The 26,538-nt window shown below is 65.7% G+C and carries 29 protein-coding genes; 13 read left to right on the plus strand and 16 right to left on the minus strand.

Annotated elements, in window-relative coordinates:
- Positions 1-60: 60 nt before the first annotated feature.
- Positions 61-1,683: an inorganic phosphate transporter gene (locus AC1RP5_RS21060; protein ID WP_493113941.1), complete on the plus strand. Its 1,623-nt coding sequence runs from the start codon at positions 61-63 to the stop codon at positions 1,681-1,683.
- Between the two features lie 68 nt (positions 1,684-1,751).
- The gene (locus tag AC1RP5_RS21065; protein ID WP_493113942.1) at positions 1,752-2,840 is read left to right on the plus strand and encodes an amidohydrolase family protein; all 1,089 of its coding nucleotides are present in this window, start codon (positions 1,752-1,754) and stop codon (positions 2,838-2,840) included.
- Here the strand turns inward: AC1RP5_RS21065 and AC1RP5_RS21070 are convergent.
- Together AC1RP5_RS21070 and AC1RP5_RS21075 are read right to left on the minus strand one after the other, a co-directional pair.
- Positions 2,825-3,622, minus strand: coding sequence for a phosphodiesterase (locus AC1RP5_RS21070; protein ID WP_493113943.1), 798 nt, complete (start codon positions 3,620-3,622; stop codon positions 2,825-2,827). The genes AC1RP5_RS21065 and AC1RP5_RS21070 overlap by 16 nt on opposite strands.
- Positions 3,623-4,273, minus strand: coding sequence for a DUF2161 domain-containing phosphodiesterase (locus AC1RP5_RS21075; RefSeq protein ID WP_493113945.1), 651 nt, complete (start codon positions 4,271-4,273; stop codon positions 3,623-3,625).
- 51 nt (positions 4,274-4,324) lie between these two features.
- Here AC1RP5_RS21075 and AC1RP5_RS21080 point away from each other — a divergent pair, with 51 nt between their 5' ends.
- The 5 genes from AC1RP5_RS21080 to AC1RP5_RS21100 all read left to right on the plus strand — a co-directional run bounded on the left by AC1RP5_RS21080 (position 4,325) and on the right by AC1RP5_RS21100 (position 8,831).
- Positions 4,325-5,695, plus strand: a complete 1,371-nt coding sequence (locus AC1RP5_RS21080) for an amidase (RefSeq protein WP_493113947.1) — start codon at positions 4,325-4,327, stop codon at positions 5,693-5,695.
- 25 nt (positions 5,696-5,720) lie between these two features.
- Positions 5,721-6,614: a hypothetical protein gene (locus AC1RP5_RS21085; RefSeq protein WP_493113948.1), complete on the plus strand. Its 894-nt coding sequence runs from the start codon at positions 5,721-5,723 to the stop codon at positions 6,612-6,614.
- On the plus strand, positions 6,611-7,444 hold the full coding sequence (locus AC1RP5_RS21090) for an aldo/keto reductase (protein ID WP_493113950.1): 834 nt from the start codon (positions 6,611-6,613) through the stop codon (positions 7,442-7,444). Before AC1RP5_RS21085 ends, AC1RP5_RS21090 begins: the two co-directional genes overlap by 4 nt.
- Positions 7,435-7,695, plus strand: coding sequence for a hypothetical protein (locus tag AC1RP5_RS21095; protein WP_493113952.1), 261 nt, complete (start codon positions 7,435-7,437; stop codon positions 7,693-7,695). Before AC1RP5_RS21090 ends, AC1RP5_RS21095 begins: the two co-directional genes overlap by 10 nt.
- An 80-nt stretch (positions 7,696-7,775) precedes the next feature.
- A complete protein-coding gene (locus AC1RP5_RS21100) occupies positions 7,776-8,831 on the plus strand; it encodes an SGNH/GDSL hydrolase family protein (protein ID WP_493113954.1) in 1,056 nt (351 codons plus the stop codon).
- Between the two features lie 4 nt (positions 8,832-8,835).
- On the opposite strand, the gene AC1RP5_RS21105 is transcribed toward AC1RP5_RS21100, so the two are convergent.
- Positions 8,836-9,231 carry a VOC family protein gene (locus AC1RP5_RS21105; protein ID WP_493113956.1) on the minus strand — a complete coding sequence of 132 codons (396 nt, stop codon included), beginning with the start codon at positions 9,229-9,231 and terminating at the stop codon, positions 8,836-8,838.
- 117 nt (positions 9,232-9,348) lie between these two features.
- Between AC1RP5_RS21105 and AC1RP5_RS21110 the strand changes: the two genes are divergently transcribed.
- The gene (locus tag AC1RP5_RS21110; RefSeq protein WP_493113957.1) at positions 9,349-10,560 is read left to right on the plus strand and encodes a winged helix-turn-helix domain-containing protein; all 1,212 of its coding nucleotides are present in this window, start codon (positions 9,349-9,351) and stop codon (positions 10,558-10,560) included.
- A 25-nt stretch (positions 10,561-10,585) separates the two neighbouring features.
- Positions 10,586-11,713, plus strand: a complete 1,128-nt coding sequence (locus tag AC1RP5_RS21115) for an amidohydrolase/deacetylase family metallohydrolase (RefSeq protein WP_493113959.1) — start codon at positions 10,586-10,588, stop codon at positions 11,711-11,713.
- A 216-nt stretch (positions 11,714-11,929) separates the two neighbouring features.
- Here the strand turns inward: AC1RP5_RS21115 and egtD are convergent, their stop codons facing one another.
- Both egtD and egtB read right to left on the minus strand, forming a co-directional pair.
- The gene (gene egtD / locus AC1RP5_RS21120; protein WP_493113961.1) at positions 11,930-12,889 is read right to left on the minus strand and encodes an L-histidine N(alpha)-methyltransferase; all 960 of its coding nucleotides are present in this window, start codon (positions 12,887-12,889) and stop codon (positions 11,930-11,932) included.
- Positions 12,886-14,070, minus strand: a complete 1,185-nt coding sequence (gene egtB / locus AC1RP5_RS21125; protein ID WP_493113962.1) for an ergothioneine biosynthesis protein EgtB — start codon at positions 14,068-14,070, stop codon at positions 12,886-12,888. Before egtB ends, egtD begins: the two co-directional genes overlap by 4 nt.
- Positions 14,071-14,171: 101 nt before the next feature.
- On the opposite strand from egtB, the gene AC1RP5_RS21130 reads away from it, so the two are divergent.
- The gene (locus AC1RP5_RS21130; protein WP_493113964.1) at positions 14,172-15,074 is read left to right on the plus strand and encodes a hypothetical protein; all 903 of its coding nucleotides are present in this window, start codon (positions 14,172-14,174) and stop codon (positions 15,072-15,074) included.
- Here AC1RP5_RS21130 and AC1RP5_RS21135 read toward each other — a convergent pair.
- Positions 15,071-15,238, minus strand: a complete 168-nt coding sequence (locus AC1RP5_RS21135; protein ID WP_493113965.1) for a DUF1328 domain-containing protein — start codon at positions 15,236-15,238, stop codon at positions 15,071-15,073. The genes AC1RP5_RS21130 and AC1RP5_RS21135 overlap by 4 nt on opposite strands.
- A gap of 281 nt (positions 15,239-15,519) precedes the next feature.
- Here AC1RP5_RS21135 and AC1RP5_RS21140 point away from each other — a divergent pair, with 281 nt between their 5' ends.
- The gene (locus AC1RP5_RS21140) at positions 15,520-15,915 is read left to right on the plus strand and encodes a DUF2177 family protein (protein ID WP_493113973.1); all 396 of its coding nucleotides are present in this window, start codon (positions 15,520-15,522) and stop codon (positions 15,913-15,915) included.
- On the opposite strand, the gene AC1RP5_RS21145 is transcribed toward AC1RP5_RS21140, so the two are convergent.
- The 10 genes from AC1RP5_RS21145 to AC1RP5_RS21190 form a co-directional block, all read right to left on the minus strand.
- Positions 15,916-16,185 carry a GNAT family N-acetyltransferase gene (locus AC1RP5_RS21145; RefSeq protein ID WP_493113974.1) on the minus strand — a complete coding sequence of 90 codons (270 nt, stop codon included), beginning with the start codon at positions 16,183-16,185 and terminating at the stop codon, positions 15,916-15,918.
- Positions 16,186-16,195: 10 nt separating this feature from the next.
- Entirely contained in the window at positions 16,196-16,507 is a 312-nt protein-coding gene (locus tag AC1RP5_RS21150; protein WP_493113975.1) for a hypothetical protein, read from the minus strand.
- Between the two features lie 64 nt (positions 16,508-16,571).
- Positions 16,572-18,143, minus strand: a complete 1,572-nt coding sequence (locus tag AC1RP5_RS21155; RefSeq protein WP_493113977.1) for an ABC transporter substrate-binding protein — start codon at positions 18,141-18,143, stop codon at positions 16,572-16,574.
- A gap of 112 nt (positions 18,144-18,255) precedes the next feature.
- Positions 18,256-18,849 carry a hypothetical protein gene (locus tag AC1RP5_RS21160; protein WP_493113978.1) on the minus strand — a complete coding sequence of 198 codons (594 nt, stop codon included), beginning with the start codon at positions 18,847-18,849 and terminating at the stop codon, positions 18,256-18,258.
- A gap of 12 nt (positions 18,850-18,861) precedes the next feature.
- Positions 18,862-19,068, minus strand: a complete 207-nt coding sequence (locus AC1RP5_RS21165; RefSeq protein WP_493115235.1) for a CsbD family protein — start codon at positions 19,066-19,068, stop codon at positions 18,862-18,864.
- A gap of 214 nt (positions 19,069-19,282) precedes the next feature.
- Positions 19,283-19,432, minus strand: coding sequence for a hypothetical protein (locus AC1RP5_RS21170; protein WP_493113980.1), 150 nt, complete (start codon positions 19,430-19,432; stop codon positions 19,283-19,285).
- A 103-nt stretch (positions 19,433-19,535) separates the two neighbouring features.
- The gene (locus tag AC1RP5_RS21175) at positions 19,536-22,103 is read right to left on the minus strand and encodes a response regulator (RefSeq protein WP_493113981.1); all 2,568 of its coding nucleotides are present in this window, start codon (positions 22,101-22,103) and stop codon (positions 19,536-19,538) included.
- Positions 22,096-23,823 (minus strand): sensor histidine kinase, encoded by a 1,728-nt coding sequence (locus AC1RP5_RS21180; RefSeq protein WP_493113982.1) that lies wholly within the window; start codon positions 23,821-23,823, stop codon positions 22,096-22,098. Before AC1RP5_RS21180 ends, AC1RP5_RS21175 begins: the two co-directional genes overlap by 8 nt.
- 15 nt (positions 23,824-23,838) lie before the next feature.
- Positions 23,839-24,642: a response regulator gene (locus AC1RP5_RS21185; RefSeq protein WP_493113983.1), complete on the minus strand. Its 804-nt coding sequence runs from the start codon at positions 24,640-24,642 to the stop codon at positions 23,839-23,841.
- Positions 24,643-24,840: 198 nt separating this feature from the next.
- The gene (locus AC1RP5_RS21190; RefSeq protein ID WP_493113985.1) at positions 24,841-25,059 is read right to left on the minus strand and encodes a YMGG-like glycine zipper-containing protein; all 219 of its coding nucleotides are present in this window, start codon (positions 25,057-25,059) and stop codon (positions 24,841-24,843) included.
- Between the two features lie 290 nt (positions 25,060-25,349).
- Between AC1RP5_RS21190 and AC1RP5_RS21195 the strand changes: the two genes are divergently transcribed.
- Together AC1RP5_RS21195 and AC1RP5_RS21200 are read left to right on the plus strand one after the other, a co-directional pair.
- Entirely contained in the window at positions 25,350-25,814 is a 465-nt protein-coding gene (locus AC1RP5_RS21195) for a sigma-70 family RNA polymerase sigma factor (protein WP_493113987.1), read from the plus strand.
- Positions 25,815-25,932: 118 nt separating this feature from the next.
- On the plus strand, positions 25,933-26,517 hold the full coding sequence (locus AC1RP5_RS21200; RefSeq protein ID WP_493113989.1) for a sigma-70 family RNA polymerase sigma factor: 585 nt from the start codon (positions 25,933-25,935) through the stop codon (positions 26,515-26,517).
- Positions 26,518-26,538 lie beyond the last annotated feature (21 nt).

Consider the following 26,538-nt stretch of genomic DNA (forward strand, 5'->3'; position numbering starts at 1 on the left):
ATGTCATTCGGGCGTCAAATCACCCGGCGATGATCATCCCACTTCTCAAGGGGGAGAATCATGACAAACATCGCGATGCAGGCGCCGCCGATCGAACCGGCCGCCGGCGGTTCACGACCAAATCTCGACAAAGGTTTCAATCCGCTTTCACTGATCCTGTTCGTCGGCCTCCTCACGGCGGGCTTTCTCTACGTCATCTACAGCGTCTATTCGGACGTCCAGGCGTCAGGCACCAAGATCACCACCTTCCTGCCCTACCTGCTGCTGTTCGTGGCGCTGCTGATCGCGCTCGGTTTCGAGTTCGTGAACGGCTTCCATGACACAGCGAATGCAGTTGCGACCGTCATCTACACCCATTCGCTCCCGGCCGAGTTCGCCGTCGTCTGGTCGGGCGTCTTCAATTTCCTGGGCGTGCTGACCTCCACCGGCGCCGTGGCGTTCGGCATCGTCTCGCTCCTGCCGGTCGAACTGATCCTGCAGGTCGGCAGCAGCGCCGGCTTCGCCATGGTCTTCGCCCTGCTGATCGCCGCCATCGTCTGGAACCTCGGCACCTGGTGGCTCGGCCTCCCGGCGTCCAGCTCGCACACCCTGATCGGCTCGATCATCGGCGTCGGCATCGCCAACGCGCTGTCGCGCGGCATGGACGGCACCTCGGGCGTCGACTGGAGCAAGGCGACGGAGATCGGCTACGCGCTGCTGCTCTCGCCGCTGTTCGGCTTCTGCGCCGCCGGCCTCGTGCTGCTGTCGCTGAAGGTGATGGTGCGCAATCCCGCGCTCTACGCCGAGCCGAAGGGCCAGCAGCCGCCGCCGTGGTGGATCCGCGGCATCCTGATCCTGACCTGCACCGGCGTCAGCTTCGCGCACGGCTCGAACGACGGCCAGAAGGGCATGGGCCTGATCATGCTGATCCTGATCGGCACGGTGCCCACGGCCTATGCGCTGAACCGCACGCCGGCGCCCGCCTATGTCGAATCCTTCCAGGCGGCTTCTGCCGCCGCCGCGGTCGTGATCGAGAAGCAGGCCGCCGGCTACAACGCGATCGGCAATCCGCGCCCCGCCGTCACGACCTTCGTGTCGCAGCGCAAGATGAACGAGGGCACCTACGTCTCTCTCGCCGCTCTCGTGAAGGAGATCTCCGATCAGGTGACCAAGTACGGCTCGGTCGACAAGATCCCGGCCGATGCCGTCAGCAACACGCGTAACGACATGTACCTCGCCTCGGAAGCCATTCGCTTCCTGATGAAGGACAAGGAGAACTCGCTCAGCAAGCCTGAGGTGGCGGTACTCAACACCTACAAGAAGGAACTCGACATGGCGACGCGCTTCATCCCGACCTGGGTGAAGGTTGCCGTGGCGATTGCCCTCGGCCTCGGCACCATGATCGGCTGGAAGCGCATCGTCGTGACCGTCGGCGAGAAGATCGGCAAGAGCCATCTCACCTACGCGCAGGGCGCGTCGGCCGAGCTGGTGGCCGCCGGCACCATCGCCGCCGCCGACATCTACGGCCTGCCTGTCTCGACGACACACGTCCTGTCGTCGGGCGTCGCCGGCACGATGGCGGCCAACGGCTCGGGCCTGCAATGGGCCACGGTCCGCAACCTGCTGATGGCCTGGGTGCTCACCCTGCCCTGCGCCATCGCACTCTCGGCCAGCCTCTACATGATCTTCCTCCAGATTTTCTGAGGAGTGATTTGACGACCGTGGCGGCGGGCCTATCGTTTCCGTGACAACGGAACGGAAGGACCGCCGCCATGCTCTACACCTGTGATCCGAGGCCGCGCCGTCTCGCCGCCGCCGTCAAACGAGGCGCCCGCAAGACGTCGGGGCCGGTCATCGACATCCACTGTCACATCGTCTCGCCCGAGGCCGCCGCGCTGGTCGCCGCCTCCGGCATCGCGCCCGACGAACCGATGGGCCGCTTCTCCAACGAAGCGACGCGCGCGGTCCAGAAGGCGCAGACCGAAACGGTCCGCCCGATGCTCACCTCGGTCGAGCGCCGCATCGCCGACATGGACAGGATGGGCGTCGACATACAGGCGATCTCGCCCGCGCCGCCGCAATATTTCTATTGGACGCCGCCCGAACTCGGCCGCGACGCCGCGCGCCTTATCAACGACAACATCGCGGCAACCGTGGCGAAGCATCCGGACCGCCTCGTCGGCCTCGGCACCGTACCGATGCAAGCGCCCGAGTTCGCCGTGGCCGAGCTGGAGCGCGCGGTGAAGACGCTCGGCCTGCGCGGCGTCGAGCTCTGCACCAATGTCGCGGGCGCCGATCTTTCCGAAGAGAGGTTCCGGCCGGTATTCGCCAAGGCGGAAGAACTGGGCGTGCTGGTCTTCCTGCATCCCAACGGCTTTCCCGACGGGCGCCGCTTCTCCGAGCACTATTTCAGCAACGTGATCGGCAACCCGCTCGATTCGACCATGGCCGTCAGCCACCTGATCTTCGGCGGCGTGCTCGACGCCTATCCCAAGCTCAAGGTCTGCGTGGCGCATGGCGGCGGCTTCCTGCCCGCCTATGCCGGCCGCATGGACCATGCCCACGGCGCGCGTTCGGACTGTCGCCTGTGCATCAAGAAGAAGCCGAGCTGGTACCTGAAGAAGATGTACTTCGACACGATCGTGTTCGAGGAGAGCCAGCTCGAATATCTCGTGAAGACCTACGGCAGCGACCATATCCTGATGGGCACCGACTATCCCTTCGACATGGGCATGTACGAACCCATCGAGTTCGTGTCGGGCGCGAAGCTCACCGCCGCCGACAAGCAGGCGATTTTAGGCGGCAACGCCGCGAAGCTCCTCAAACTGAAGGCGAAGCGACCCGCTCAGGCGAAGGGATAAGGCCCGGGGAACGTCCCGATCGGGACGAAGTGCGTGATCAGCCCCGTCCCTTCCTGCCAGTGATGCAGCAGCATCGCCGGTGGCTCGATATGGGACGCCGGCTTGGCATCCGGCCGAAGCTGCAGCGCAATGGCCGTCGTTGTGGACGGTGCGGTGCACAGGGTCGTGCCGCCGAAGCGCAACTGCATGACGCGATGGACGTGGCCGCACAGCAGGCGCTCGACTTGCGGATGGCGCGCCAGCACCGCCGCCAGCCGCTGTCCTTCGCGGCAGGAATAGGGATCCATGTAGGGAATGCCGGTATCGAACGGCGGCTGGTGCATCATGACGATCGTCGGCCGCGTCGGTTCCGCCGCGAGCACGCCGTCGAGCCAGGCCGCGCCCTCCTCGCTCACCACGCCGTGATGCAGGCCAGACAAGGTCACGTCGAACGCAACGATGCGCACCGGTCCATGATCTCCCAGCACGTAATTCACCGGTCCGTCCGCCGGTAGCCAGTTCTGGCCAGCGAAGGTCGTCCTGAAGGCTTCGCGCTCGTCGTGGTTGCCGGGAATGGCCAGCACCGGGATCTTCAGATCGGCCAGAAGCCGCGCGAGCATCGCGTATTCGTCGGCATGGCCGTGATCCACGAGGTCGCCGCTCAGCAGCACGAGATCGGGCCGCGGGTCGAGTGCATTCACATGCGCGATCGCGGCCGCGAACTGCGCGTTGGAATCCACGACGCCCTGATAGAGCTCGCCATCGGGACGGACGTGCGGATCGGAGAGGTGCGCGATCAGCATTCAGACCGGCTTGCGGTCGAACCGCTCCAGACCTTCCCGCCCCTTCGGCGTGATCGCATAGACACCGCGCTCCACCCTCTCGAACCAGCCATAGACGTCCTGTTGCAGGATCTGGGCCGCTTTGGGTGCGTCACAGGCTGCGCGCAGGGCGGCCACCTTCATCGGCCCGTTCGCCGCCAGCAGTTCGGCGCACCGCAGCGCCTCCTGGCGGTAGGCCGTCATCAGCGGCGCCCGCATCGCCTGCCCGCCGAGATTGGGGTCGCCGACGCGCCGCGCATGCTCGCCCAGCATGCGGCCCGCCTTGCGCTTGTTCTGGCGCGGCACGTAGGGAACGGGATCGAGCACCACGTCGGCCTTGTCCTTGGCGACCACGATGAAGCCCAGCCCCAGCCGGCGGCAGAGCTTCTTCACGTTCTTCATCTGCTTGGGCCACTGGCCGACCGCGAGATAGACCAGATCCGTCAACGCCAGCCGGTCGACGCCCTGCAGCACGAGCCCCAACCCGAAAGCCCGCTTCAGCTCGACCACGACAGGCGGCTCCTTGCCCCGGACCGCGACCACGTCGCAGCCCCGCACCTCGCCCTTGACCACGTAGCCCTGTCCTTCGAGCAGGGCCTTCACCGGTGCGTATAGGTCGCTCTCCAACGTCATGGCGGCGCACGCTATCATGCTAAGGAAGTGGGCAGATTGAGGAAAATGCAGATGACCGAGTTGCTGGATCAGGGCGCCGCCGCCATTGCCGCCGCCGTGCGGACGGGCAAGACCAGGGCACGCGACGTGGCCGAGATGGCCATCGCCCGCGTCGAGGCGCGGAACAAGCAGCTCACCGCCATCGTCGATTTCGATCCCGCCGAAGCACGCGCCTCGGCCGATGCCGTCGATGCCAAACGCAAGCAGGGTTTCGACGGCGCCATCCTGGGCGTTCCCTACACGGTCAAGGACACGACCTGGGTGCAGGGCCGCACGGTCACCAACGGCTCGCTCCTCTACAAGGACTTCAAGCCGCCGCGCGATGCCGTCGCCGTCGAGCGCCTGAAGGCGGCGGGCGGCATCTTCCTCGGCATGACCAACACGCCGGAGATGGCGGCCAAGGGCCACACCGAGAACAAGGTCTATGGCCCTTCGCGCAATCCCCACAATCCTGCGCTGACGCCCGGCGGCTCTTCCGGCGGCGCGGCGGCCGCCCTCGCGGCCGGCTTCACGCCGATCGCGCTCGGCACCGACGGTGGCGGCTCGGGCCGCCGGCCGGCCTCGCATTGCGGCGTCGTCGGCCTGAAGACTTCGGCCGGCGCCATTCCCTCGCCCTTCGGCTTCGGCGGCGCCTACGGCCCACTCTACGGCGTGACGGCGCCGATGGGCCGCACCGTCGCTGACGCGAAGGTCGCGTTCGAGGTGATGGCCGGTCCTGATCGCCGCGATCCGCATTCGGTGGCGCTGCTCGACGTGCCGCCGCCCAGCACGCCACGCATCGCCGTGAGTTCTCGCCTCGGCCTCGGCGTCGCGGTCGATCCCGATGTCATGGCTTCCTTCGAGGCCGCGGTCGCGAAGCTGCGCGCCGCCGGCTGGCACATCGAGGAAGCCGACATCGCCTGGCCGGACGAAACGACCGAGACCGCCTTCGCGGCCGTGAACAGTTCGGCCTCGGCGCTGCTCTATGGCGAGCGGCAGGCGGCCGACAAAGATCTGTTCGGCGACAATATCACGGGCCTGATCGAGCGCGGACGCTCCGTGCCGGGCACCGACGTCGTCGCGGCGTTCCGCTTCGCCGATGCCTGCGCGCGTTCAGTGGCGCAGTTCTTCACCGAATACGACTACCTGCTGACACCGACGACCGCCTGCGTCGCCTGGCCGGTCGAGCAGGTCTATCCGAAGATCATCGAGAACAAGGAGGTCGGCCCGCGCGGCCACGCCGCCTTCACGCCGCTGTTCAACCTGGCGCTCGTACCGGGCATCTCGATCCCCTGCGGCACCGGCCGCGACGGGCTGCCGGTGGGAATGCAGATCGTCGCCCCTCGCCTGCACGACCGGCCGCTGCTGGCGATGGCGCAGCGCGCGGAGACGGCGCTCGCCTGACGGCGGGCGCACTGCAGGGACCGGCATGGCAGGCTTCGCCTCACGACACTTCCAGCGCATCAAGCGGCTGGGAACCAAGGTGATGCACGAGCCGCATTATGTGCTGGGGCGGTTCGCGACCGTGCGCGACGCCTATTCGGCCCTGAACGGCCTGAAAGATGGCCTCGTCCCAGCCACACCGCTCAGGATCGGCGATCTCTACAAGCCTACGAACTCGACCGTCGAGGTCGCGCGTTCCGGTCATGTCCTGTCCTCGCGCAGCGCCGCCGAGCAGGTCGAGGAAATGCGACGGCACTCCTATTCGCTGGGGCCGCGCCTCGATGACGCCGCCCTGGCCGAGCTTCAGGCGCAGGCGCGACAGCGGCAGCTCAATGCCAAGGACGACCCGATCGGAAACTACGCAACACTGGCCGGGACGCGCGGGACCATCGCGCTGGCGACCGTTCACGAATCATCGAAGCTCGAGATCGTGCGCACGATCGCCGGCGACAAATATCTCTACGAGGCAGCCTCGTTGTTCCTGGGTTACCGGCCGCGCCAGGTCTCGAGCTGGCTGTTCTGGAGCCTGGCCAATCAACTTTCCGCCGAGCAACGGCGAGAGGCCGCCCAGACCATCGACTATCACTACGATGTCGACGGCTTCAACTTCATGTACGCCAACTTCTACCTGCTCGACACGACGGCGAAGAACGGCGCCCATGCGCTGATTGCCGGAAGCAGTCGCCACAAGCGCCTCGGCCACTTGTTGGGCAGCGCGCGGCTCAGCGATGCCCAGGTATGGGAGACCTACGGGCGCGAGGCCGAGCGCACGCTGGAAGGACCGGCGGGTTTCGGCTTCCTCGAAGACGCGTCCTGCTATCACAAGGCCCTGCCGCCGCAGACGGGCGACCGGCTGATGCTCCAGTTGCGTTACCAATGACCGTTCCTGCCCTCGGCTTCGGCACCGCCGCCATCATGGGGCGCGTCTCGCGACGCGCCGGCAGCGCCGCCCTCGAACGCGCCCATGCCGCCGGCATTCGCCATTTCGACACGGCGCGCTCCTATGGCTGGGGCGAGGCCGAGGGCGTCGTCGGTGCGGTGCTGGGCAGGCACCGCCGAGAGGACATTCGCATCGTCACCAAATGCGGCATCCTGCCGGTGCGCAACACGCCCCTGCTCGGCCTGGCCAAGTCCGTCGCCCGTTCGCTGCTCACGCTCGCGCCGGGTCTCAAGGCGCAGGTGCGCAAGGTCGCCAGTTCCGAAAGCTTCCAGCCTGTTCGCACCTACGAGATCGACGTACTGGCCGGCAGCCTGCAGACGAGCCTTGCTCAACTCGGCGTCACCTACATCGACGATCTTCTCCTGCATAACTTCTCGCCCGACCGTCCGGGCCTCGAAGAAGTCGGCGCCTGGTTCAAGGGCCTGCAACGTGCCGGCACGATCCGGCGCTTCGGCTTCTCGGTCGAAGGCGACCTGCTGGAAGGGCTCGAGTTTCTTGCAGCCACGGATCTGCTGGCCGGCGCGGTGGTGCAGGTGCCCGTCAGCGCGACACTGCTTTCTCTGCCGGCGCAGTGGCGCGACGTGCGATTCATCGCGCATTCGCCCTTCACCTTCATGCGCCAGCAGGCCGAGAGCGGCGGCGCGCTCACGACGCTGGCCACCCTCCTGCCCGCCTTGGGCGAAGCCTGCCGCTGCGACGCGCTCGTCTGCTCGATGTTTGGCGCTGATCATCTCGCCGCCAACGTTGCCGCGTGGAAATCATGCAATTGACTGAAATCATCATCGTCGTCGTCACCGCGCTTGTCGTCGCCATCGTGATCCAGGTGGTGCGCGCGCGCCGCGCCGCCCGCGATCGCGGGCCCGCTCACATCCACGAAGGCCTGATGAAGCGCGCCGAACTTCACACCGAGCGCAGTCCGTTCCTCAAGAAGGTCGTCCTTGAATTCAAGGCCAACGGTCATGTCTCAAACCGCCAGGCCGAAGCCGTTGCAAAGGCACTGAAGCGCCTCGAGGCGAAGTAGGCCGGCCGGCACTCCCGCGTTGAACCCCGCCCGCCCCTGACCGATAGTCCCGCCGACATTCAGCCCGCCGAGACCAACGCATGCCCGCCCCCGCCAAAACGACGACAGCCAGCCTTCCCCTGTGGAAGAAGGTGCTCTTCAGCCTGATCCTGCTGATCGGATTCCCGGTCGCCGGCATCCTGCTGCTCGAAGGTGCGGGCTACGCGATCATGCATTTCAAGTATGGCGTGGCCGGCAAGTCCTATGGCCTCTGGACCTACGATTCGGAGATCGGCGCGATCCACGCCTCCAATGCCTACAACTCGAACTCCGAGACCAACAATTACGGCTTCCGCAACAAGGAGGACGTGCTCGATCCCAAGCCGCCGAACTCGATCCGCGTGATCGCCTACGGCGGCTCGACGACGTTTTGCTACAATCTCGAAACCGACCAGGCGTGGCCGCTGCGCCTGCAGGAAGAACTGCGCAAATATGCCGGGCCGCAGTCCCAGGTGCTGAACGCCGGTGCGATCGTCTGGTCGATCGGCCAGGAAGTGGCGCGTGCCAAGCGCGACTTGCCGAAGCTCAAGCCCGATGTCGTGATCATCTATTCAGGCCTGAACGAGGAGGCCAACTTCGGCCATCTGATCGCCGACGGCGTCGATCTCAAGAGCGAGCTGGCAGCCGGACGGCACGGCCTGTTCAGCAAGAACCTCGACCAGGCGCGCTGGCTCAAGCGCAACTCGATGATCGTGCGTTTCCTCGAATACACGAACCTGTTCGGCGTGGCGCCGGCGGGCGGGCAGACGCCCGAATATCCGATCGTCCCGGAGGTGCGGGAAAACTTCAACCAGACCCTGCGCGAGTTCATCGAGCTGATCCGGAAGAACAACGCCAAGCCGCTCTACGTCATCATGGGCGGCATCCACGAGATCGGCCAGAACCGGCTGCTGCTGCGCTACTCGAAGGAAGGCGCCGCGATCGCGCGCGAGATGGGTGTGCCGGTGATCGATTCCAACGACGTCGTGAAGGACTACAAGGGCGACAAGGCCGATCTCTTCGCGCCCACCGGCGCCCACTGGTCGGCGCTCGGCGCCAACCTGCTCGCGCGGTTCATCGACGAGCAGGCGCTGAAGGCGATGGTCAAGCCGAACTGATCGCTTACCAGGTGATGTGCACGCTCTCCGACGAGCGTTTGTGCGGACCATGATAGACCGCCTCGACGTTGTTGCCGTCGGGGTCGAGCGCGAAGGCCGCGTAATAACCCGGATGATAGCTCCGCTCGCCCGGCGCCCCGTTGTCGCGACCGCCGGCCGCCAGCACCGCCGCATGGAAGCGGTCGACCATGGCGCGGTCCTTCGCCTGGAAGGCGAAGTGGACATGCGCCACCGCCGGTCCGACATCGACCCACAGCTCGTCGGCAAAGAAATGCCCCTCGCCCTCGACGAGCGGGATTTCGAGCGCCGCCAACGCGGCCTTATAGAATCGCTTCGAGGCTTCGAGATCCTTCACCTTCAGGTGGAGATGATCGATCAAACGCCCGCGATGGACTTCCATGACGACTTCCTTCCGATCCATTGAGCACGGAATTGACTGCAACGCCTGCATTTCACGGCGGTTGCACGGCCTGCCTTCATCGGTAAGTCTGTGCGCTGGCAAATCGGGGCATCGTTCGTGAAGCGTCAGAAAGTTTCGGCCGCCGCCGCGCGGCGCATCGCGCTGGCGGCCCAGGGTTTCGGCAACCAACGTCCCGACGACACTGCCAATCTCGGCCATGTGAAGCGTGCCATCGACCGGCTGGGCCTGCTGCAGATCGACTCGGTCAACGTGCTGGCGCGCGCCCACTACCTTCCGCTGTTCTCGCGCCTCGGCAACTACGACAGCGCGCATCTCGATAGTCTCGCCTGGGGCCGCAAGAGCCGCCGCGGCCTGTTCGAGTTCTGGGCGCACGAAGCCTCGCTGCTGCCGCTCGCCTCCCAGCCGCTGCTGCGCTGGCGCATGGACCGCGCCGCCGCCGGCACCAGCAAGGGCAAGCTGCAGGAGTTCCGTCGCGAGAAGGCGGCCTACATCGAGGAGGTCCGCCGCGAGGTCGAGGATCGCGGCCCTATCGCCGCCTCCGAGCTGGCCGACGGTGGGCCCAAGCGCGGTCCCTGGTGGGGCTGGAACGACGGCAAGCTGGCGCTCGAATGGCTGTTCTTCGCCGGCACCGTCACGACGGCGACGCGGCGCGGCACGTTCGAGCGGGTCTACGATCTCACCGAGCGTGTGCTGCCGGCCGCCATCCAATCGCTGCCGACGCCATCGCCCGAGGAAGCGCAGCGCGAGCTGCTGCGCCTGTCCGCCCGCGCGCTGGGCGTCGCGACCGAGTTCGACCTGCGCGACTATTATCGCCTGCCCGTCGCCGACACCAAGGCGCGGCTGGCCGAACTCGTCGAAGCGGGCGACCTGATCCCGGTCGAGGTCGAGGGCTGGAACCGACCGGCCTTCCTCGATCCTGCGGCACGTCAGCCGCGCCAGATCGAGGCCCGCGCCCTGCTGGCGCCGTTCGATCCGTTGATCTGGGAGCGCGATCGCACCGAGCGGATCTTCGACTTCTTCTATCGCATCGAGATCTACACGCCGGTCGCCAAGCGCAAACACGGCTACTACGTCCTGCCCTTCCTGCTGGGCGACCGACTGGTGGGTCGCGTCGACCTGAAGTCGGACCGCGCCAACTCGAAGCTGCTGGTGCCGGCCGCCCACCTCGAACCGGGCATCGAGGCGCGCGACGTCGCCGGCCCGATGCGCGAGGAGCTTCGGCTGATGGCCGACTGGCTGGGTCTCGAAGGCCTCGCTTTGCCTCGCGCTGGGGCGTTGGGCCGCGAGTGGAGTAGGATGGGCAAGTGATACGCGTTGGAAGGAAGACAAGAGCATGAACGATCTGGTTCTCAAGGGCGGCCGCGTCATCGATCCCTCGCAGGGCATCGACAAGGTGACCGACATCGCCTTCGCGGGCGGCAAGGTCGCCGCCATCGGCGACGAGCTGTCGGGCAAGGACACGCGCGACGTCGCGGGCAAGATCGTCTCGCCGGGCCTGATCGACCTGCACACCCACGTCTACTGGGGTGGCACCTCGCTCGGCGTCGAGGCCGAACTGCTCGCGCGCTCGGGCGGCGTCACGACCTTCATCGATGCCGGCAGCGCCGGACCCGGCAACTTCCACGGCTTCCGCAAGCACGTGATTGAGACCTCGCCGGTCCGCATCCTGCCGTTCCTCAACGTCTCCTTCCCCGGCATCTTCGCCTTCTCCAAGACGGTGATGGTGGGCGAGAGCGCCGACATGCGACTGCTCGATGCGCGCGAGGCGGTTCGCGTGGCGCGCGAGCACAAGGACCTGATCCTTGGCGTGAAGGTGCGCGTCGGCAAATCGGCCAGCGGCGATTCCGGCATCATGCCGCTCGACATCGCGCTCGACGTCGCCGAGGAAGCCGGCCTGCCGATGATGGCGCATCTCGACTCGCCGCCGCCGTCGCGCCACGAGGTGGTGAGCCGCCTGCGCCCCGGCGACATCCTCACCCACTGCTTCCGCCCCTTCCCCAACGCGCCGGTCCAGCCCGACGGCAAGGTCCGCGACGAGATCGTGGCGGCACGGGCGCGCGGCGTGATCTTCGACATCGGCCATGGCGGCGGCTCGTTCGGCTTCGGCACGACCCGCAAGATGCTGGCGGCGGGCTTCATGCCCGACGTGATCTCCTCTGACGTGCACGCGATCTCGATCGAGGGCCCGGCCTTCGACCTCCTCACCACCATGTCGAAATTCCTGTGCCTCGGCGTCGACCTCGCGACGGTGATCAAGCTTTCAACCACGAATGCGGCGGCGGCGATCAAGCGGCCCGATCTCGGCACCCTCAAGGTCGGCAGCGTCGGCGAGGCCACGGTAATCGACCAGGTGAGCGGCAAGTTCGACTACGCCGATTCGATCGGCGAGAAGCTGGTCGGTGACCGGCGACTCCTCTCGGCGGGTGTCGTTCTGGCGGGCCGCTGGTGGCATCCAGCGTAAGCCGGCAGACAATTAATCTCGTAAAATCAATGAATTAGGCGGTCTGATCTTTTTTCTGGCCAGTCGGCAACTTTCACACGGCAATCGCCGTTTCTTTCACATGGCTGGATAATTGGCGTTGCCTCTGCCCCCGCTCAGCAACGCCTCTCTCCCCGTCCGGCCCTACACCAAGCCCGTCCCTGAGCTTCTCAGGGGCGGGCTGCCTGTTTTGGGGGTTCACGTCAGGAAGACGACCGCGAAGAGCCGCGCCGGATCGGTCCAGGTATGGCCGATCGAGAAGCCACCACGCCGCGCGAGGTCAGCGATGCCGGCCTCGTCGTACTTGTACGAATACTCGGTGTGGACCCGCTCGCCTTCGGCGAAGACGAAGCGACGGCCCATGACCGTGACGGTCTGGTCGCGCAGGCTGCGGAAGTAGATTTCTATCCGGCCCTCGGCCTCATTGTAGAAGGCTTCGTGGGCGAAGGCCGACAGATCGAAGTTGGCATCGAGCTCGCGGTTCATGCGCCGCAGCAGGTTCAGCGTGAACTGCGCGGTGACTCCCGCCGCATCGTTGTAGGCGTCGTGCAGACGCTGCGGATCCTTCTTGAGATCGACACCCAGGACCAGCGCGCCGTCGGCACGCAGCAGGCGACGCGCGCGGCGCAGGAAGAGGACAGCCTCCTCCGGCGTCAGGTTGCCGATGGTCGAGCCCGGAAAGAAGCCGATGCGCCGCGCGCCGTTGATCGCGGGCGGAAGTGCATCGAGCGCCATGTAGTCGCCGCTCACGGGATCGACCCGCAGCCCCGGATAATCCTCGCGCAGGCGCGCCGCCGTCGCATCGAGATGCTGGCGCGAGATGTCGATCGGCACATAGGCATGGAGATCGGGCATCGCCTCGAGCAACAGGCGCGTCTTCACACTCGAGCCGCTGCCATATTCGACGAGCGCGCATCCCGGCCCGGCAAGTCGCGCGATCTCGCTCGCGTACTTGCGCAGGATCTCGGTCTCGGTCCGCGTCGGATAATACTCCGGCAGTTCGCAGATCGCGTCGAACAACGCCGAGCCGCGGGCGTCGTAGAGGAACTTTGCGGGGATGGCGCGAGGCGAGCCGCTAAGGCCCGCAAGGACCTCACGCCGGAAGTCTTCGCGATCGGCGACCTCGCCGTCGTCGATCGCCAGAAGCGGCACGTTCATCGGAGATCCTCCGCGAGACGAATTCCCCCGAACATCCAACGCGCGTCGGGCGGAAAGAAATTGCGATAGGTCGATCGGACATGGCCGGGCGGCGTCGCGGCGCATCCGCCGCGCAGCACCATTTGGCTGGCCATGAACTTGCCGTTGTATTCGCCGATGGCGCCCGGCGGTTCGCGATAGCCCGGATAGGCGACGTAGGGACTGGCGGTCCATTCCCAGACTTCGCCGGTGCCCTGCACCGCCTCGGCCGCGACCTCCCATTCGGCTTCACGCGGCAGGCGCTTGCCTGCCCATTTGGCGAAGGCCGCCGCCTCGAAGGCGCTGACATGGCAGACCGGCCGCGAGGGATCGACCCGTTCGAGGCCGGACAGCGTGAACACATGCCACGCGTCGTTCTTCTTCTCCCAGTAGAGAGGCGCGTCCCATCCGCGCTGGTTGACGCAGTCCCATCCGGCCGACAGCCAGAACTCCGCCCGACGGTAGCCGCCATCCTCCATGAAGGCGATGTACTCGCCGCAATTCACCGGCCGCATCGCAAGCGCGAAGGCATCGACCCACGACCGATGGCGCGGGCCTTCATTGTCGAAAGCGAACCCCTGCCCGTCATGGCCGGTCTCGATCAGCCCGCCTTCGAACTCGCGCCATTCCAGTGAACCGGCCGCGCCGGCGTCCCGCACGCGCGGCATCCGATAGGCCGGCCGCAGCGGGTTCATCGACAACGCATGCTTGATGTCCATCAGGATCAGCTCCTGATGCTGTTGCTCGTGATGCAGTCCCAACTCCACGAGCTCTGCAGCGCCGTGATCCCCACCCAGGAAGTCCAGCATCGCCGCCGTGACATGCCGGCGGTAGGCCAGCACTTCCTCTACGCCCGGCCGGGTGATCAACCCGCGCTGAGGCCTGGGATGCCGGGGACCGACGGCCTCGTAATAGGAATTGAAGAGATATTCGAAAGCCGGATCGAAGACGCGGTAATCCTTCGCATGCGGTCGCAGCACGAATGTCTCGAAGAACCACGTCGTGTGCGCCAGGTGCCATTTGGTCGGACTGGCATCAGGCATCGACTGCACCGTCTGGTCCTCGGCCGACAGCGGCGCGGCGAGTTCCTCGGTACGAGATCGGACTGTCTGGAAATAGTCGAGGCCGTGCGCCTGCACGGAACGCGTTATCGTCTTGGGCACGGGACCTCCGCAGTCCTAACGTGGTGCCGCGCGAGCCGGTTGCAAGGCCGACGGCGCACGACCACCTTGTCAGCGTCCACTCCTATACGTGAGGGAAGCAAGTGCCGATTTGCGAGATCGATCCGTGGCGCACTCAATATTTCGAGAGAGTGGATTGCCCTGCGGACGTCTTCATACCAACTGAGGACTCCGACGCCTGGTTGTGGAATCCCGATCATCGCTGGGCCTACGACAAGCTGGCGGTGGCGACCCGCCAGGGCCTCCAGGCCGCGCCGCATGGCGTAACACCGCCCGCCTATCCCGTTTTCTCCAAGCCGATCTACAACTTGAAGGGCATGGGGGTCGGCAGCCGAACGCTGCGGTCACAGGCGGATTACGAGGCCGCCTACCAGCCGGGTCACATGTGGATGCCCCTGCTCGAAGGTGAGCACATCAGCAGCGACGTCGCGCTGGTCAATGGCGTGCCGAAGTGGTGGCGGCACGCTGCTGGCATTGCTGGCACTGACGGCACCTTCGACTACTGGGAAATCCGCGCACGCTCGGAGCCCGCCGTCGAAGCCTGGGCGGGCGATTGGTGTCGCGAGCATCTCGCTGGCTACACCGGCATGATCAATCTGGAGACGATCGGCGGACGCATCATCGAGGTGCATCTGCGCTTCGCCGATCAATGGCCCGATCTCTACGGCGACGGCTGGGTGGACGCGCTGGTCGGGCTCTATGCGAAGCGCAAATGGAAGTTCGACGACCGGGACAGGCGCACGGGCTACAGCGTCGTCCTCTTCATGCCGCATGGGCGGCGCTACCGGCATCCACCGCAGTCTCTCCTTCGACGCATCGAGGAGATGCAGGATGTCTCGAGCGCGCAGATCACTTTCCATGAAAGTGTGGCGCCCGAGCGCCACGCAATGCCACCCGGCGGCTTCCGGGTCGCCATCGTCAATTGCCTGGATCGTGCAGCAGGGAACGAAGCCCGTTCCCTGCTCCGCGATCATTTCGCCGCTTAAAGATTGCGGCGAACGAAGCCCGCGAACAGGCTGACGATAAACAGCACCAGCGCGATCACGAACAGGATCTGCGCCATGCCGGTCGCCGTCGAGGCTATGCCGCCGAAACCGAAAATGCCGGCCAGCAGCGCGATCACGAGAAACATGAGGGCCCAGTACAACATTGCTCGCTCCTTGTGCGCATTGGCAGTTGTTGTGCGGGTAACGCCGGGTCGCTCGCGTCGGTTCCGCCGGGCAACCCTCCTTGCCGAGACAGCGTTGGTGAAGTGAACACCCAACACTGGAGTACCCGATGCAGCCCGAACTCACCCCCACGGAGGCCCGAAGCGGCGTTGCGACCGGCCGAGTCTTTCTCGTTCTCACCCTGTCCTCAATCGGCGCGGTCGCAGCTCTTGCCCTTGCCTGGTACCTGCTTGTCCCGCACGGCTAGGCTACACTGCGCACCATGAAAACCCTGGTGGTCAGCTATTTCGTCGCGCTCGTCGTACTGGCCATCCTGGATGCGCTGTGGCTCGGCGTCGTCAGTCGCGAGTTCTACAAGGCGCGACTGGGGCAGATGCTCTTGGATACACCGATCTGGAGCGTGGCGATCCTGTTCTATCTCATCCACGCGGCCGGCATCGCCGTCTTCGCGGTGCCGTTGGCGGTGAACGCCGGGACGTGGCCCAGCGCCCTCCTCTATGGCGGCCTGTTCGGCTTCTGCGTTTACGCCGCCTACGACATCACCAATCTCGCGACGTTGCGCGGCTGGCCGATGGCCGTGAGTGCGGTCGATCTCGCCTGGGGCGCGGTGGCGACCGCGGCGGCCACGCTGGTGGCCTTCCTGGTCGTAAAACCCTGATCAGCGCTTGCTGTCGTCGAACTCGGGATGGCGGCGCACGTAGGCAACCACGAAACTGCAGGCCGGCACGATCTTGAAGCCGCTGCGGCGGGTATCCTCAAGTGCTGCCTTCACCACCTTTGCGCCGATGCCCTTGCCTTCGTCCTCGGGCGGGACTTCGGTGTGGGTGAAGATGCGGCTGTCACCCTGCTGGCGATAGGCGGCGATCGCCAGACCATGATCGACCGCCAGCTCGTACCTTTGCTGCGCGGCATTGTGCGTAACGGTCATTGAACATCCATCATACAGGTCGGCGCGCCGCGAACTCCCGCTGGACGCATTGGTCGAAGCCGGCGCTGTAGGGAACTATGCCATAGGATCGGCAAGCTGCCTGCGAATCCGCGAGCACCTGCTGCGAAGAGTATGTCGCGACCGCCACCCGTCCCTCGCGACGGGCCGCAAGCTCGCGCGACTTGCAGTTGGCATATTCCGTCGTGCCCGGCCGGAAGCCGTAGGCCGTGCAGGAATCGTCGGCAACCACTACGCGGGTTTCGGTGGCGCAGGCCCCGAGGGTCACGGCGGCAACGACGATCAGCAGACTGCGACCCAGCATTTCGGCTCCTCCGGGTGCGCACCGCACCCTGGCCGACAACGCTGGATCGCATGGCTGGTTCCTCCTAGCGGTCGACTTCCCAGAACATCGGGTAGGACGACTGGATCAGGCCCTTCAGGTCATTCCTGTAACCGGCGGGGATCGTGAACTGTCCCCACATGACGGCCGGCACCAGGTCGTAAGCGAGCACCTGGATCTCCGCTGCGATCTTTTTGCGCTCCTCCGGCGTGGCGGCGCGGGTGAAGGCCTTCAGCAGGTCCGGAATGCGGTTGTCGCAGGACCAGCCGGGAAAGTCGTTGCAGGTCGCCGCCACGTAGAAGTGCGTGAGCGGCGAGTACATGTCCGTGCCGTTCGAATAGACCGGAAACATCGACCAGCCGTCCTTCTTGGCGCGGCGCGCCAGGACGGTCGGCCAGTCGCGCGGCTGCTGCTCCACGTTGAAGCCGACGTCCTTCATGTTCTGCGCCAGCACGCGCGAGGCGGTCTGGCTGATCGAGCCGGCGACCTCGAGGATGATCACCGGCTCGTTCTTGTAACCCGAGGCCTTCAGCTCGGCGCGCGCGGCCGCGAGGTCGAACTTGTTGCCGGTGGCGCCGGCGTCGGTCGACAACGGCGCGCCGCACATCCAGAACGAGGAGCAGTCCTTGGTCTGGTACTTGTCGGGCACGCCGATCGCCTGGAGGGTCGCGTTCGGATCGACCAGCTTCCACATCACCTTGCGCACCGCGGGATTGTCGAACGGCGGGAAGGCATGGTTCAGGCGGAAGTTGCCCTGGAACTGGTGGATGCCGCCCAGGCCCAGCAGCTTGACCGACTTTTCCTTCTCCAGCACCGGCAGCATGTCGAACGGCAGGTACTGCATGTAATCGATCTCGCCGGCGATCAGTGCATTGGCGCCGGTCGACTGGTCCGGCATCACGCGCAGGGTGAGCTGGTCGATCTTCACGTTCTTGCCGCCGGTCAGGAAGTCCGGCGCTTCCTTGCGCGGCACGTAGCCGGCAAAGCGCTCCAGGATCATCGCGTTGCCCGGCCGCCACTGGTCCTTCACGAACCGGAACGGGCCCGAGCCGATCGGCTCGGCAATACGCTGGTCACCCGGCGTCGCGGCAAGGCGCGCCGGCATCATCACCGGCAGCGGCGCATTGGGCTTGCCCAGCACTTCGAGGAGCAGCGGGAACGGCTGCTTCAGCACGAGCTTGATGGTCTTCGGGTTGGAGGCTTCCAGCACGTCCGTGTCGGCCAGCAGCATCTTGCCCAGCGCATCGCGCGGCGCCCAACGCTTCAGCGAAGCGACGCAATCCTCCGCCGTCACCGGCGTGCCGTCGTGCCACTTGAGGCCGTCGCGCAGGACGAAATTCCAGGTGAGCTTGTCGGAGCTGCTGTCGAAGCTCTCGACCATCTGGGGCTTGATCTCGCCCTTGTCGTTCATGGCGAAGAGCGTGTCGAAGACGTGCGTGCCGAAGGTGCGCGTGATCGCGGCGGTGGTGGCGTGCGGATCGAGGATCGTCACCTCGGATTCGAGGACCACGGTCAGTCCCTTGGCCGCCCTCGCCTCGCGCGGCCGAATCAATGAAGCGCTCGCCAGGGCGACACCGCCTGCCAGTGCCGTCCGACGTCCCAATACAGTCCTACGCATTTAAATCCCCTTAAACCCCGGACAGACAACGTAGCCGTCTTTCACGCCAAACGAAACGGGCCGGCCTTCCTTTCGGAAGGCCGGCCCACGATGGCCGAAACGACACGGCGTATTACGCCGGCGACAGGATGCGACAGGTCACGCGGTCCACGAAGGTCGAGACCGGCGGGCCGTAGACTGGCACGCCCCACCGCTCGCCGGGGCCTGATGGCGGCAGCACGACGCGCGTGTCCTGAACCGGTCGGCCGCCATTGGTGAAGCTGCAGCCCACCACCGCGTCGACGACATTGGCGCTGTTGTTCGTGACGTAGAGCACGGACAACCAGTTCTGCTGCGGCACGGCCTGCAGCCACGGGCTGTCGATGACGACCGCCGGCACCGTCGGACCGGCGGTGATCGGCACCGTGCCCATCAGGTTGCCGCGGGGACGCTGCACGACGATCTGGGTGCCGACCATCTGGCTGTTCGGATCGAACGCCTTGTCGGCGGCAGTCTTCGGCATCGCGGCCTGCTGCTGCGGGGTCTGGTTGTCCTTGCTGACATTCTCGGGCGTCCAGACCTTGCCGGTCCGTTCGTCCTTGAATTGCGTGAGGCCGTTCGCCGACACGCCGGCTCCCACGGTACCGGGAGCCTGCGCGAAAGCGGCGGCGGAGGAGACTATCGCAATGGCGCCGGTCAGGACGACCAGGCTGATGGAGCGCTTCATGGTCATCCCTCCTTACATGTCACGGAAGCGGCGCTGCTCCCAGGTCCCGACCTGGGCTTCGGCCTCTTGCTTGGTGATGCCGTAGCGGGCCTGGATCTTGCCCACGAGCTGATCGCGACGGCCCTCGATGGCCAGCAGATCGTCGTCGGTGAGCTTGCCCCACTGCTCCTTCACGGAGCCCTTTGTCTGGGTCCAATTGCCCTTGAACTTCTCCCAGATCGTCTTCACGTCATTCTGGGTGGTCGTCTGGCTCGACGTCTGGGCGCTGGCGACGAGCGGAAGGGAAACGACGGCGAGGCCGGCGCACGCGGCCAGCATTGCGATTGAACGCATGGAGTACCTCCTGATTGGGACCTGTTAACGGTGCGCCCAAACCGAGGTTGCCGGTCTCAATTAAGGCAGAACCGGACGGCTTGCCGTGGCCGATGCCAGGTCAGATCCAGATCGATTTCAGCAGGAAGGCGATCGGAACGACGATCAGCAACGCGACGTAGAGGTCCATCAGTTCATCGGCCAGCGGGCTGTGGTCCGCATGATCCTGACGAATGATGTTGGACGCTTCGGGCGCTTGCTTGGACTTCATATTCCCCTCCACGATTGCCCCACGCTCGCCAGATGAACGCCGCAAATTCGTCAGGGGTTGCAGCCGCCGCGCGTGATTCCTCGGGGGAAAACTGAGGGAGCGCTCACGCCGCCTTGCGGATCGCGTGGTCGAGAGCCTGCTGAAGATCGATCGAGGAGTAAGGCTTGGAGATGAATTGCATGCCCTCGGCCTGCATGCCGGACCGGCCGTAGCCGCTGGCAATGACGACGGGCAAAGAAGGATACTGTTCCCGCACCTTCGCTGCGAGTTCCTCCCCACTCATGCCCGGCAGGCCCACGTCCGTGAGCAGGAGATCGTAGTCGCCTTCCTGCCCGAGCAGTTCCAAGGCCGCTTCGCCACTGCCGACGCCGGACACCGAACAGCCCAGGCGCTCCAGCATGTCCGTGGTCGACATGCGCAGCACGACCTCGTCCTCGACCAGCAACACCCGCCTCGCCCGGCCGACAGCAGCGGCCTGCGCGGCAATGTCCTCGGAAGACTCCTCCGGCGGCGGCGCGGGAGCGGGCCGCCGGTTGGCCAGCACGCTGCGCAGCTTCGCCGAGAGGGCGTCGCTGCTGTAGGGCTTGGCGATCATCGGATAACCCGACCGCGTATGATCCGGGATCAGGCCGCGCGCGAACCCGGAAGTCAGCAACACCGCGATGCCCGGCCGAAGCCGTTGCGCCAGTTGCGCCAGTTCGACCGCGGTCATCGTGCCTGGCATGACGATGTCGGTGAACAGCAGATCGAAGGCCGGATCCTTTTCCAGGATGGCGGCGGCCACATCGGGATCCTCGGCCGCCTCGACGCGATAGCCCCAGCCCGTCAGCATGTCGACGACGGCGCGACGGACATCCTCGCTGTCCTCGACCACCAGGATGCGCTCTGTGCCGCTCACCGCGCTGCCCGCGTCGGTGCTCTCCTCGACCACCGGATCCTCGGTGCGCGGCAGGTAGAGCTTCACGCTGGTCCCCTGCCCGATCGCGCTGTCGATCCGGATATGGCCGTTCGACTGGCGCACGAAGCCGTAGACCATGCTGAGGCCGAGGCCCGTGCCCTTGCCGTCGCCCTTGGTGGTGAAGAACGGATCGAAGGCCTGGGCGGCGACCTCGGGCGGCATGCCGGTGCCGGTGTCGCTGACATCGACCAGGACATAGGGTCCGGGCGTCACGTCGGGATGCAGCGCGGCGTAACGGCGATCCAGCGTGGCGTTCGAGACCTCGACCCGGACCGTGCCGCCGTCCGGCATGGCGTCGCGGGCGTTGATCGAAAGATTGAGAATGGCGTTCTCGAGCTGGCCGGCATCGATCCTGGCGTTCCACGGATCGTCGGCCGTCTTGAGCTCAATGCCGATGCGCTCACCCAATGAATGGCGCATCAGGTCGGCGAGGTCGGCCACCAGCCGCGCCACGTTGGTAGGTTGCGGCGTCAGCGGCTGGCGCCGCGCGAAGGCCAGGAGCTGCTGCGTCAGGCGGGCGCCGCGATCGGCCGCCGCCGTCGCGCTCTGCACACGCGACAGCATCGCCTCGTTCGCCCCGACCTCGCCTTTCAGCAGATCGAGGTTGGCGCGAATGACCTGCAGGATGTTGTTGAAGTCGTGCGCCATGCCGCCGGTCAGCTGGCCGGTGGCTTCCATCTTCTGGCCCTGACGCAGGGCTGCCTCGTCATGCAGCTTCTCGGTGATGTCGACGCAACGCACCACCGCGCCGCCGCCCGACATCTCGCCGCGATAGATCTCGTAATCGCGCCCGTCATGCGCCACGCGTGTCACCGCGGGGCCTTTGGATGGTGTCGCATTGAGCTGAAGCGGCTGGAGCAGCGCCCGCGTCGCGGCCGAACGCTCGGACAGCAGCTGATCGAGGGTCGGTGGCGCCTGTTTGCCCGGCTCCCATTGCGCGAGCTTGGCGAAGGCCTCGTTCCAGGCGACGACGTTCCGCTCGCCGTCGATCACGAAGATCGGATCGCGCAGGCTCTCAAGCGTCGCCTGCAGCAGCCGCGTCCTGCCCGCCAGCGCAAACTGGCTGCGCTCCAGCCGGCCCGCGCTCCGCACGACGATCCAGATGCCGACGACCAGGCAGACGAAGGCGCCGGCCATCACCAGCAGACCGGCAATGTCGGCCTGCTCCTGCTCCGAGCGCAGCGCCGTCAGACGTCGCGCCAACAGCAGCCGTTGCCCTTCGACGAGGGCGTCGCCCAGCAGCCTGACCTGTCCCAGCATGGCGCGACCGGCGCCGGTCCGGTCGAGATTGAGCGCCGCATCGCGGCCGTTCACCTGATAGGCGCCGACGGTGGCGTTGAGCTGGTCGAACTTCTGCGCCGTGACGTTGCGGAATTCCTGGAAGTGGCGCGTCGTGTCGGGATCGCTCGCGACCGCGGCCTCGAGCTGGCGCATGCTCGATTCGATCCGCAGCCGCGCCCGCTCGTAGGGTTCGAGGCTGGTGACGTCGCCGGTCAGCAGGAAGCCGCGCATGCCGATCTCGGCGTCCTGCACCGCGATCACCATCTCGCGCATCAGCGCCATCGTCTCGTAGTTCGCCACGACCAGACGCTGCTGCCGCGCCGCCGACTTCGAGTGAGTGAAGGCCAGCATGAGGCCGGTCGCGATCAGCACGGCGAGCGTGATGCCGGCGATGACGCCGGTCGAACGTGCGGATCGCAGCAGTCTAGGCATTTGCCGGTTCGTCCGCGGCCGGTGTCGGGAACACCACGGTAACACGGCTCCCGCCTACGGGCTTGCGTTCGATCGTGACCTCTCCGCCGAGCTGCATTGCAAGGCCGCGAATCAGGGTGAGCGCAAATCCACCCCTTCCCTCGGGCACCGGCGCGACCTCGTCCCGGGCAACGCCATTGTCCTCGATGACGAGCTGGACTTCTTCCCCGTGCTCGGCCGTCTCGATGCGGATCTCCGGCGTCGGGCTGCGGCTGAAATCATGGGTCAGCGCCATGCTGACGGCCTCGGTCACGATCAGCCCGATTGGAATGGCGGTATCGGGTCCGACCGCCATGATCGGCGCGCGGATATGGTAGCGCGGGGCCTGCCTGCCGGCCGGCGTGCGGCCGACCGAGATCTGCCGCACGAGATCGCTGATGAACTGTTGGAAGTCGACCAGCGACCAGCTCGACCGCTCGTACAGGTGGCGGTGCAGGATCGACAAAGTGAGCACGCGGTTCTGCGCATCGCCGAAGAAGCGCCGGATGCGCGGCGACCTGATCTCGCCAGCCTGGAGGTTGAGCAGGCTCGATATCATCTGGAGATTGTTCTTCACCCGATGATGGATTTCACGAAGCATGTGGTCGCGCTGCTCGACATTGGCGCGAAGCGCAGCCTCGCGGCTGGCAATGGCTTCGGCCATCGCCGTCACGCCGGCACCGACCGACGCCATTTCCGGCGACCAGGGATGCGGCGGCGCCAGCGTGATGTTCTCGCCGCGTGCGACCTTGTCGGCAAAGTCCTGGATGTAGCGCAGCGGCTTGACGCACCAGCGATCCGCGCCGAACCAGATCACCAGCAGCACCACCACTGCCGACAGCAGGACGAAAAAGAAAGGCGCCCATGCGCCGGCGAAGGCCATCGGGCCGTCAACGACCGGGGCCGAGACGACGGCAAAGAGTGCATTGCCGCCGACCGGCCTTATCCTGAATTCGTAGAACGATCCGTCCTGCCCGAAATCGGAGAAGCCGACCTGGCTGCCGGTCAGCACTTCGGCGAGGCGGGCCGGCACCGGCAGCCGGCGCATCGCCTGCGCGTCACCGCCGATGGCAGCGCCCGACCTGTCGACGACGGCAACGGCTGTGCCGACCGGCCCATCCGCCTGGGCTGCGGCCTGCGCCAGCGCCTTCAAGGTGATCCCGAGAGCGCACATGCCGCGGAACGTCCCGTCGCGCACGATCGGCACGGCGATCGGGATGATCGCATTGGGGCCGATGCGGCTGGCGATGGTGTCGCCGATGATGAGGTCCCTGGCGGTGCGCGCTTTCTGGAAGACATCGCGGTCGGCGAAGCTCATGCCGATCGCATTGGCGGCCGTGGCGCAGCGGGCAACGCCCTGCTCGTCCGTCACCAGTATCGTGGAATACTGGCCGGGATAAGGGCTAAGCACCTTCGTCAGATAGCCGCCGCACTGGCCGACATTGGCCGCGACGGGCTCGGGCGTGGCGCTCTGCTCCACCTGGTCGTCGGCGCAGGCCGCCGACAGCATGCGCTTCGACGCGTCGAAGAGGCCGCTGTATCGCGCGACCGCCAGATCGGAAACCGAGCTCAGGGCGGCCCCCCGGAGCGACAGCCCGGCTTCTTCCTGCTGTTTAGCCTGCCAAGCCGCCAATCCCAGGACGGGCAACAGGGCCAGCGCGACCAGCGTGACGAGCTTGGAGCGAAGCGACCAACGCGCCACGAGCCGTCTCGGACCCTAGATCGATACGGTGTCGAGTGCCTGGGCGATCGCCGCGCGAAGAAGATCAGGATCGAACGGCTTGGAGATCACGAACGCCGGCTCGACCTGCTTGCCGGTCAGCAATCGTTCGGGGAAGCCCGTCACGAAGATGACCGGAACGGACATCGACTTCATGATCTGGTTCACCGCGGAGATGCCGCTGTCGGAGCCGCGGAGCTGAATGTCGGCCAGCACGAGATGCGGCGAATGCTTCTTGGCGAGTTCGATGGCGGCCTTCTCGGTGGCGGCAATGCCCACGACCTCGTGGCCGGCGTTGCGCACGATGTCGGCGACGTCGAGCGCGATGACCGCCTCGTCTTCGATCACCAAGATGCGAACCGACGCGACGCGCTGCAATTCGCGACGCGCCTCCTCGAGGCTGCGCTCGGCGGCATCGATGCTGACGCCGAGAATGTGGGCGGCATCGCCCACGGTGAACCCTTCGAGGACGGTGAGGAGCAGGACCTGGCGCTGCATCGGCGCCATGTCGGTGAGGGATTCCTTCAGGCGTCCGCGCACGCTCTCGCCACCGGCCGCTGCCGCTTCCATATCGCCAAACGGCTGACGCAGGCGATGAAAGAGCGCGAACACGCCGAGCTTGGTGTCCTGGGCTTCGGCGATCAGTTCCGGCTGCTCTACGGCGACCTCGGCGCAGAGGCGGACCCATTCGTCCCCCTGCTGCTGCGAGCCGGTAACGGCGCGAGCGTACCGACGCAGGAACGGCAACGTCCTGGTGATTGCCTCGGACACCTTCTTGGAAGCTACCTGCTCTTCAGCCACGTCGTTCTCCCTCATCACTCGGAAATCGTCTCGCACCGCATGTCGTACCGTCGTCCCTGCCTACACTACGCTGTGTGAGCGTACTGACAACTCGCCAATGGACTTTCCGGAGGACGCTGCCCCGCGTCCGACCTTGCGGAAATGCTTGCGGACGGGCTCGAAGTACCCGTCCGCAAGGTCTCTACTCCATCTTGTGTGTTAGCGTCCCGGCGCCGTTACGGCACCGATCGTCGCTCCCGCCGCGCCGCCGATCACCGCGCCGGCAATCGGATTGCCTACCGTCGAGCCCACGACCGCGCCGGTGCCGGCGCCGATGGCGCCACCGGTCAGAGCCCGGTCGACCGGTCGATCGCCGCAGGCTGCCGTCAATAACCCCAGGGTAACCAGCACCGCAACGGGCATCACGTTCTTGATCATTGTCGCTTCCTCGAAATCCGATGCTTCAGTGAAGCCAGCCCAGCACCCACATCAGCAACAGCACGGGGATCGGTACCCCAAGAAGCCACAGGATTGCCGCGCGTCCCATACGATCCTCTTCCGCTTCGCCGTCATGGCAGGTTTGAATATCGCCACAACAACGCATGACTGCACGATCGGTTCCGCACTGCCCGATTCCAGGTATCCCATGCACAACAAATGCGCCTAGATGTGGTTGCCCTCTCGATTTGCCCTTTCACGATGACGAGACAATCCCCAAGTGAGAGATGATGAAGGATGAGATCGTCGCGCTTCTCCCGGATTTGCGTGCGTTTGCGCGCTTCATGTGCCGCGAGCGCGAAGCCGCCGACGATCTCGTTCAGAACACCATCCTCGCCGCGCTAGACAAGCATGAGCAATTCATGCCCGGCACCAACCTCAAAGGTTGGCTGTTCACCATCATGCGCAATCGCTTCTATTCCGATCTTCGCACCCAGCGCCGTCGCCCCCTGACCATAGACAATGAGGCGGCCACGCCTCTCCCTGCGGTCGACAATCCCGAAGCCACCCTGGCGTTGAAGGAACTGTCGTCGGAATTGTGGAAGCTCAATCCGCAATCGCGCGAAGCGCTGGTGCTGATCGGCGCGGGTGGCTTCTCCTATGAAGAAGCAGCGAGCCTGTGCGGCTGCTCGGTGGGCACCTTGAAGGCCCGCGTTTCGCGAGCGCGGAAGTATTTGTCGGACAAGTTGCAATAAATTTGCAGAAAATTATCAAGCAAATTCAAAGGCTTATAAAATTACATTCGAACTCGTGTAACCAATCTCCGTCCCCGACATTCATCCTGCACACGACGCAATCATCGGGAGACACCTAATGACGACGACGCAGACCAAGCAGGACGCCGGCACTCTGGACTTCCATGAGCAGCTGAAGACCATCCTGCCCCGCCTGCGCATCTACGCCCTGTCCCTCACCCGGGACCGCGACTCGGCGGACGATCTGGTGCACGACACCGTCATCAAGGCACTCACGGGCCGCAACAGCTTCCAGCCGGGCACGAACCTGGCGGCATGGCTCTTCCGTATTCAGCGCAATGAATTCATCTCCGGCCTCCGTCGTCGTCGTCCGACCGTTCCGGTCGACACCGCGATCGCGGAAACCCTCTCCCATCCCCCTCATCAGGATAGTGGTCTGGTCATGCGTGAGTTCATGTCCGCGTTCGGTAAGCTTGCCGCGGCGCAGCGCGAGGCGCTGTTGCTGGCTGTTCTCGAGGGCCTTCCCTATGAAACCATTGCCGAGCACACCGGCGTATCCGTCGGCACAGTGAAGAGCCGTATCTCTCGCGCGCGCGACACGCTCGAGCGACTGCTGATGGAAGGCGAGACCCGCCGCCCGTCCGAGTCCGGCAGGATCTCTGCCGACGATCATGACTCCGATGCTATTGCCGCGACCCGCTAAAGAGACTCCTTCCCAGTCCGG

It is taken from the genome of Reyranella sp. GW821-FHT12G01 (assembly GCF_058806575.1).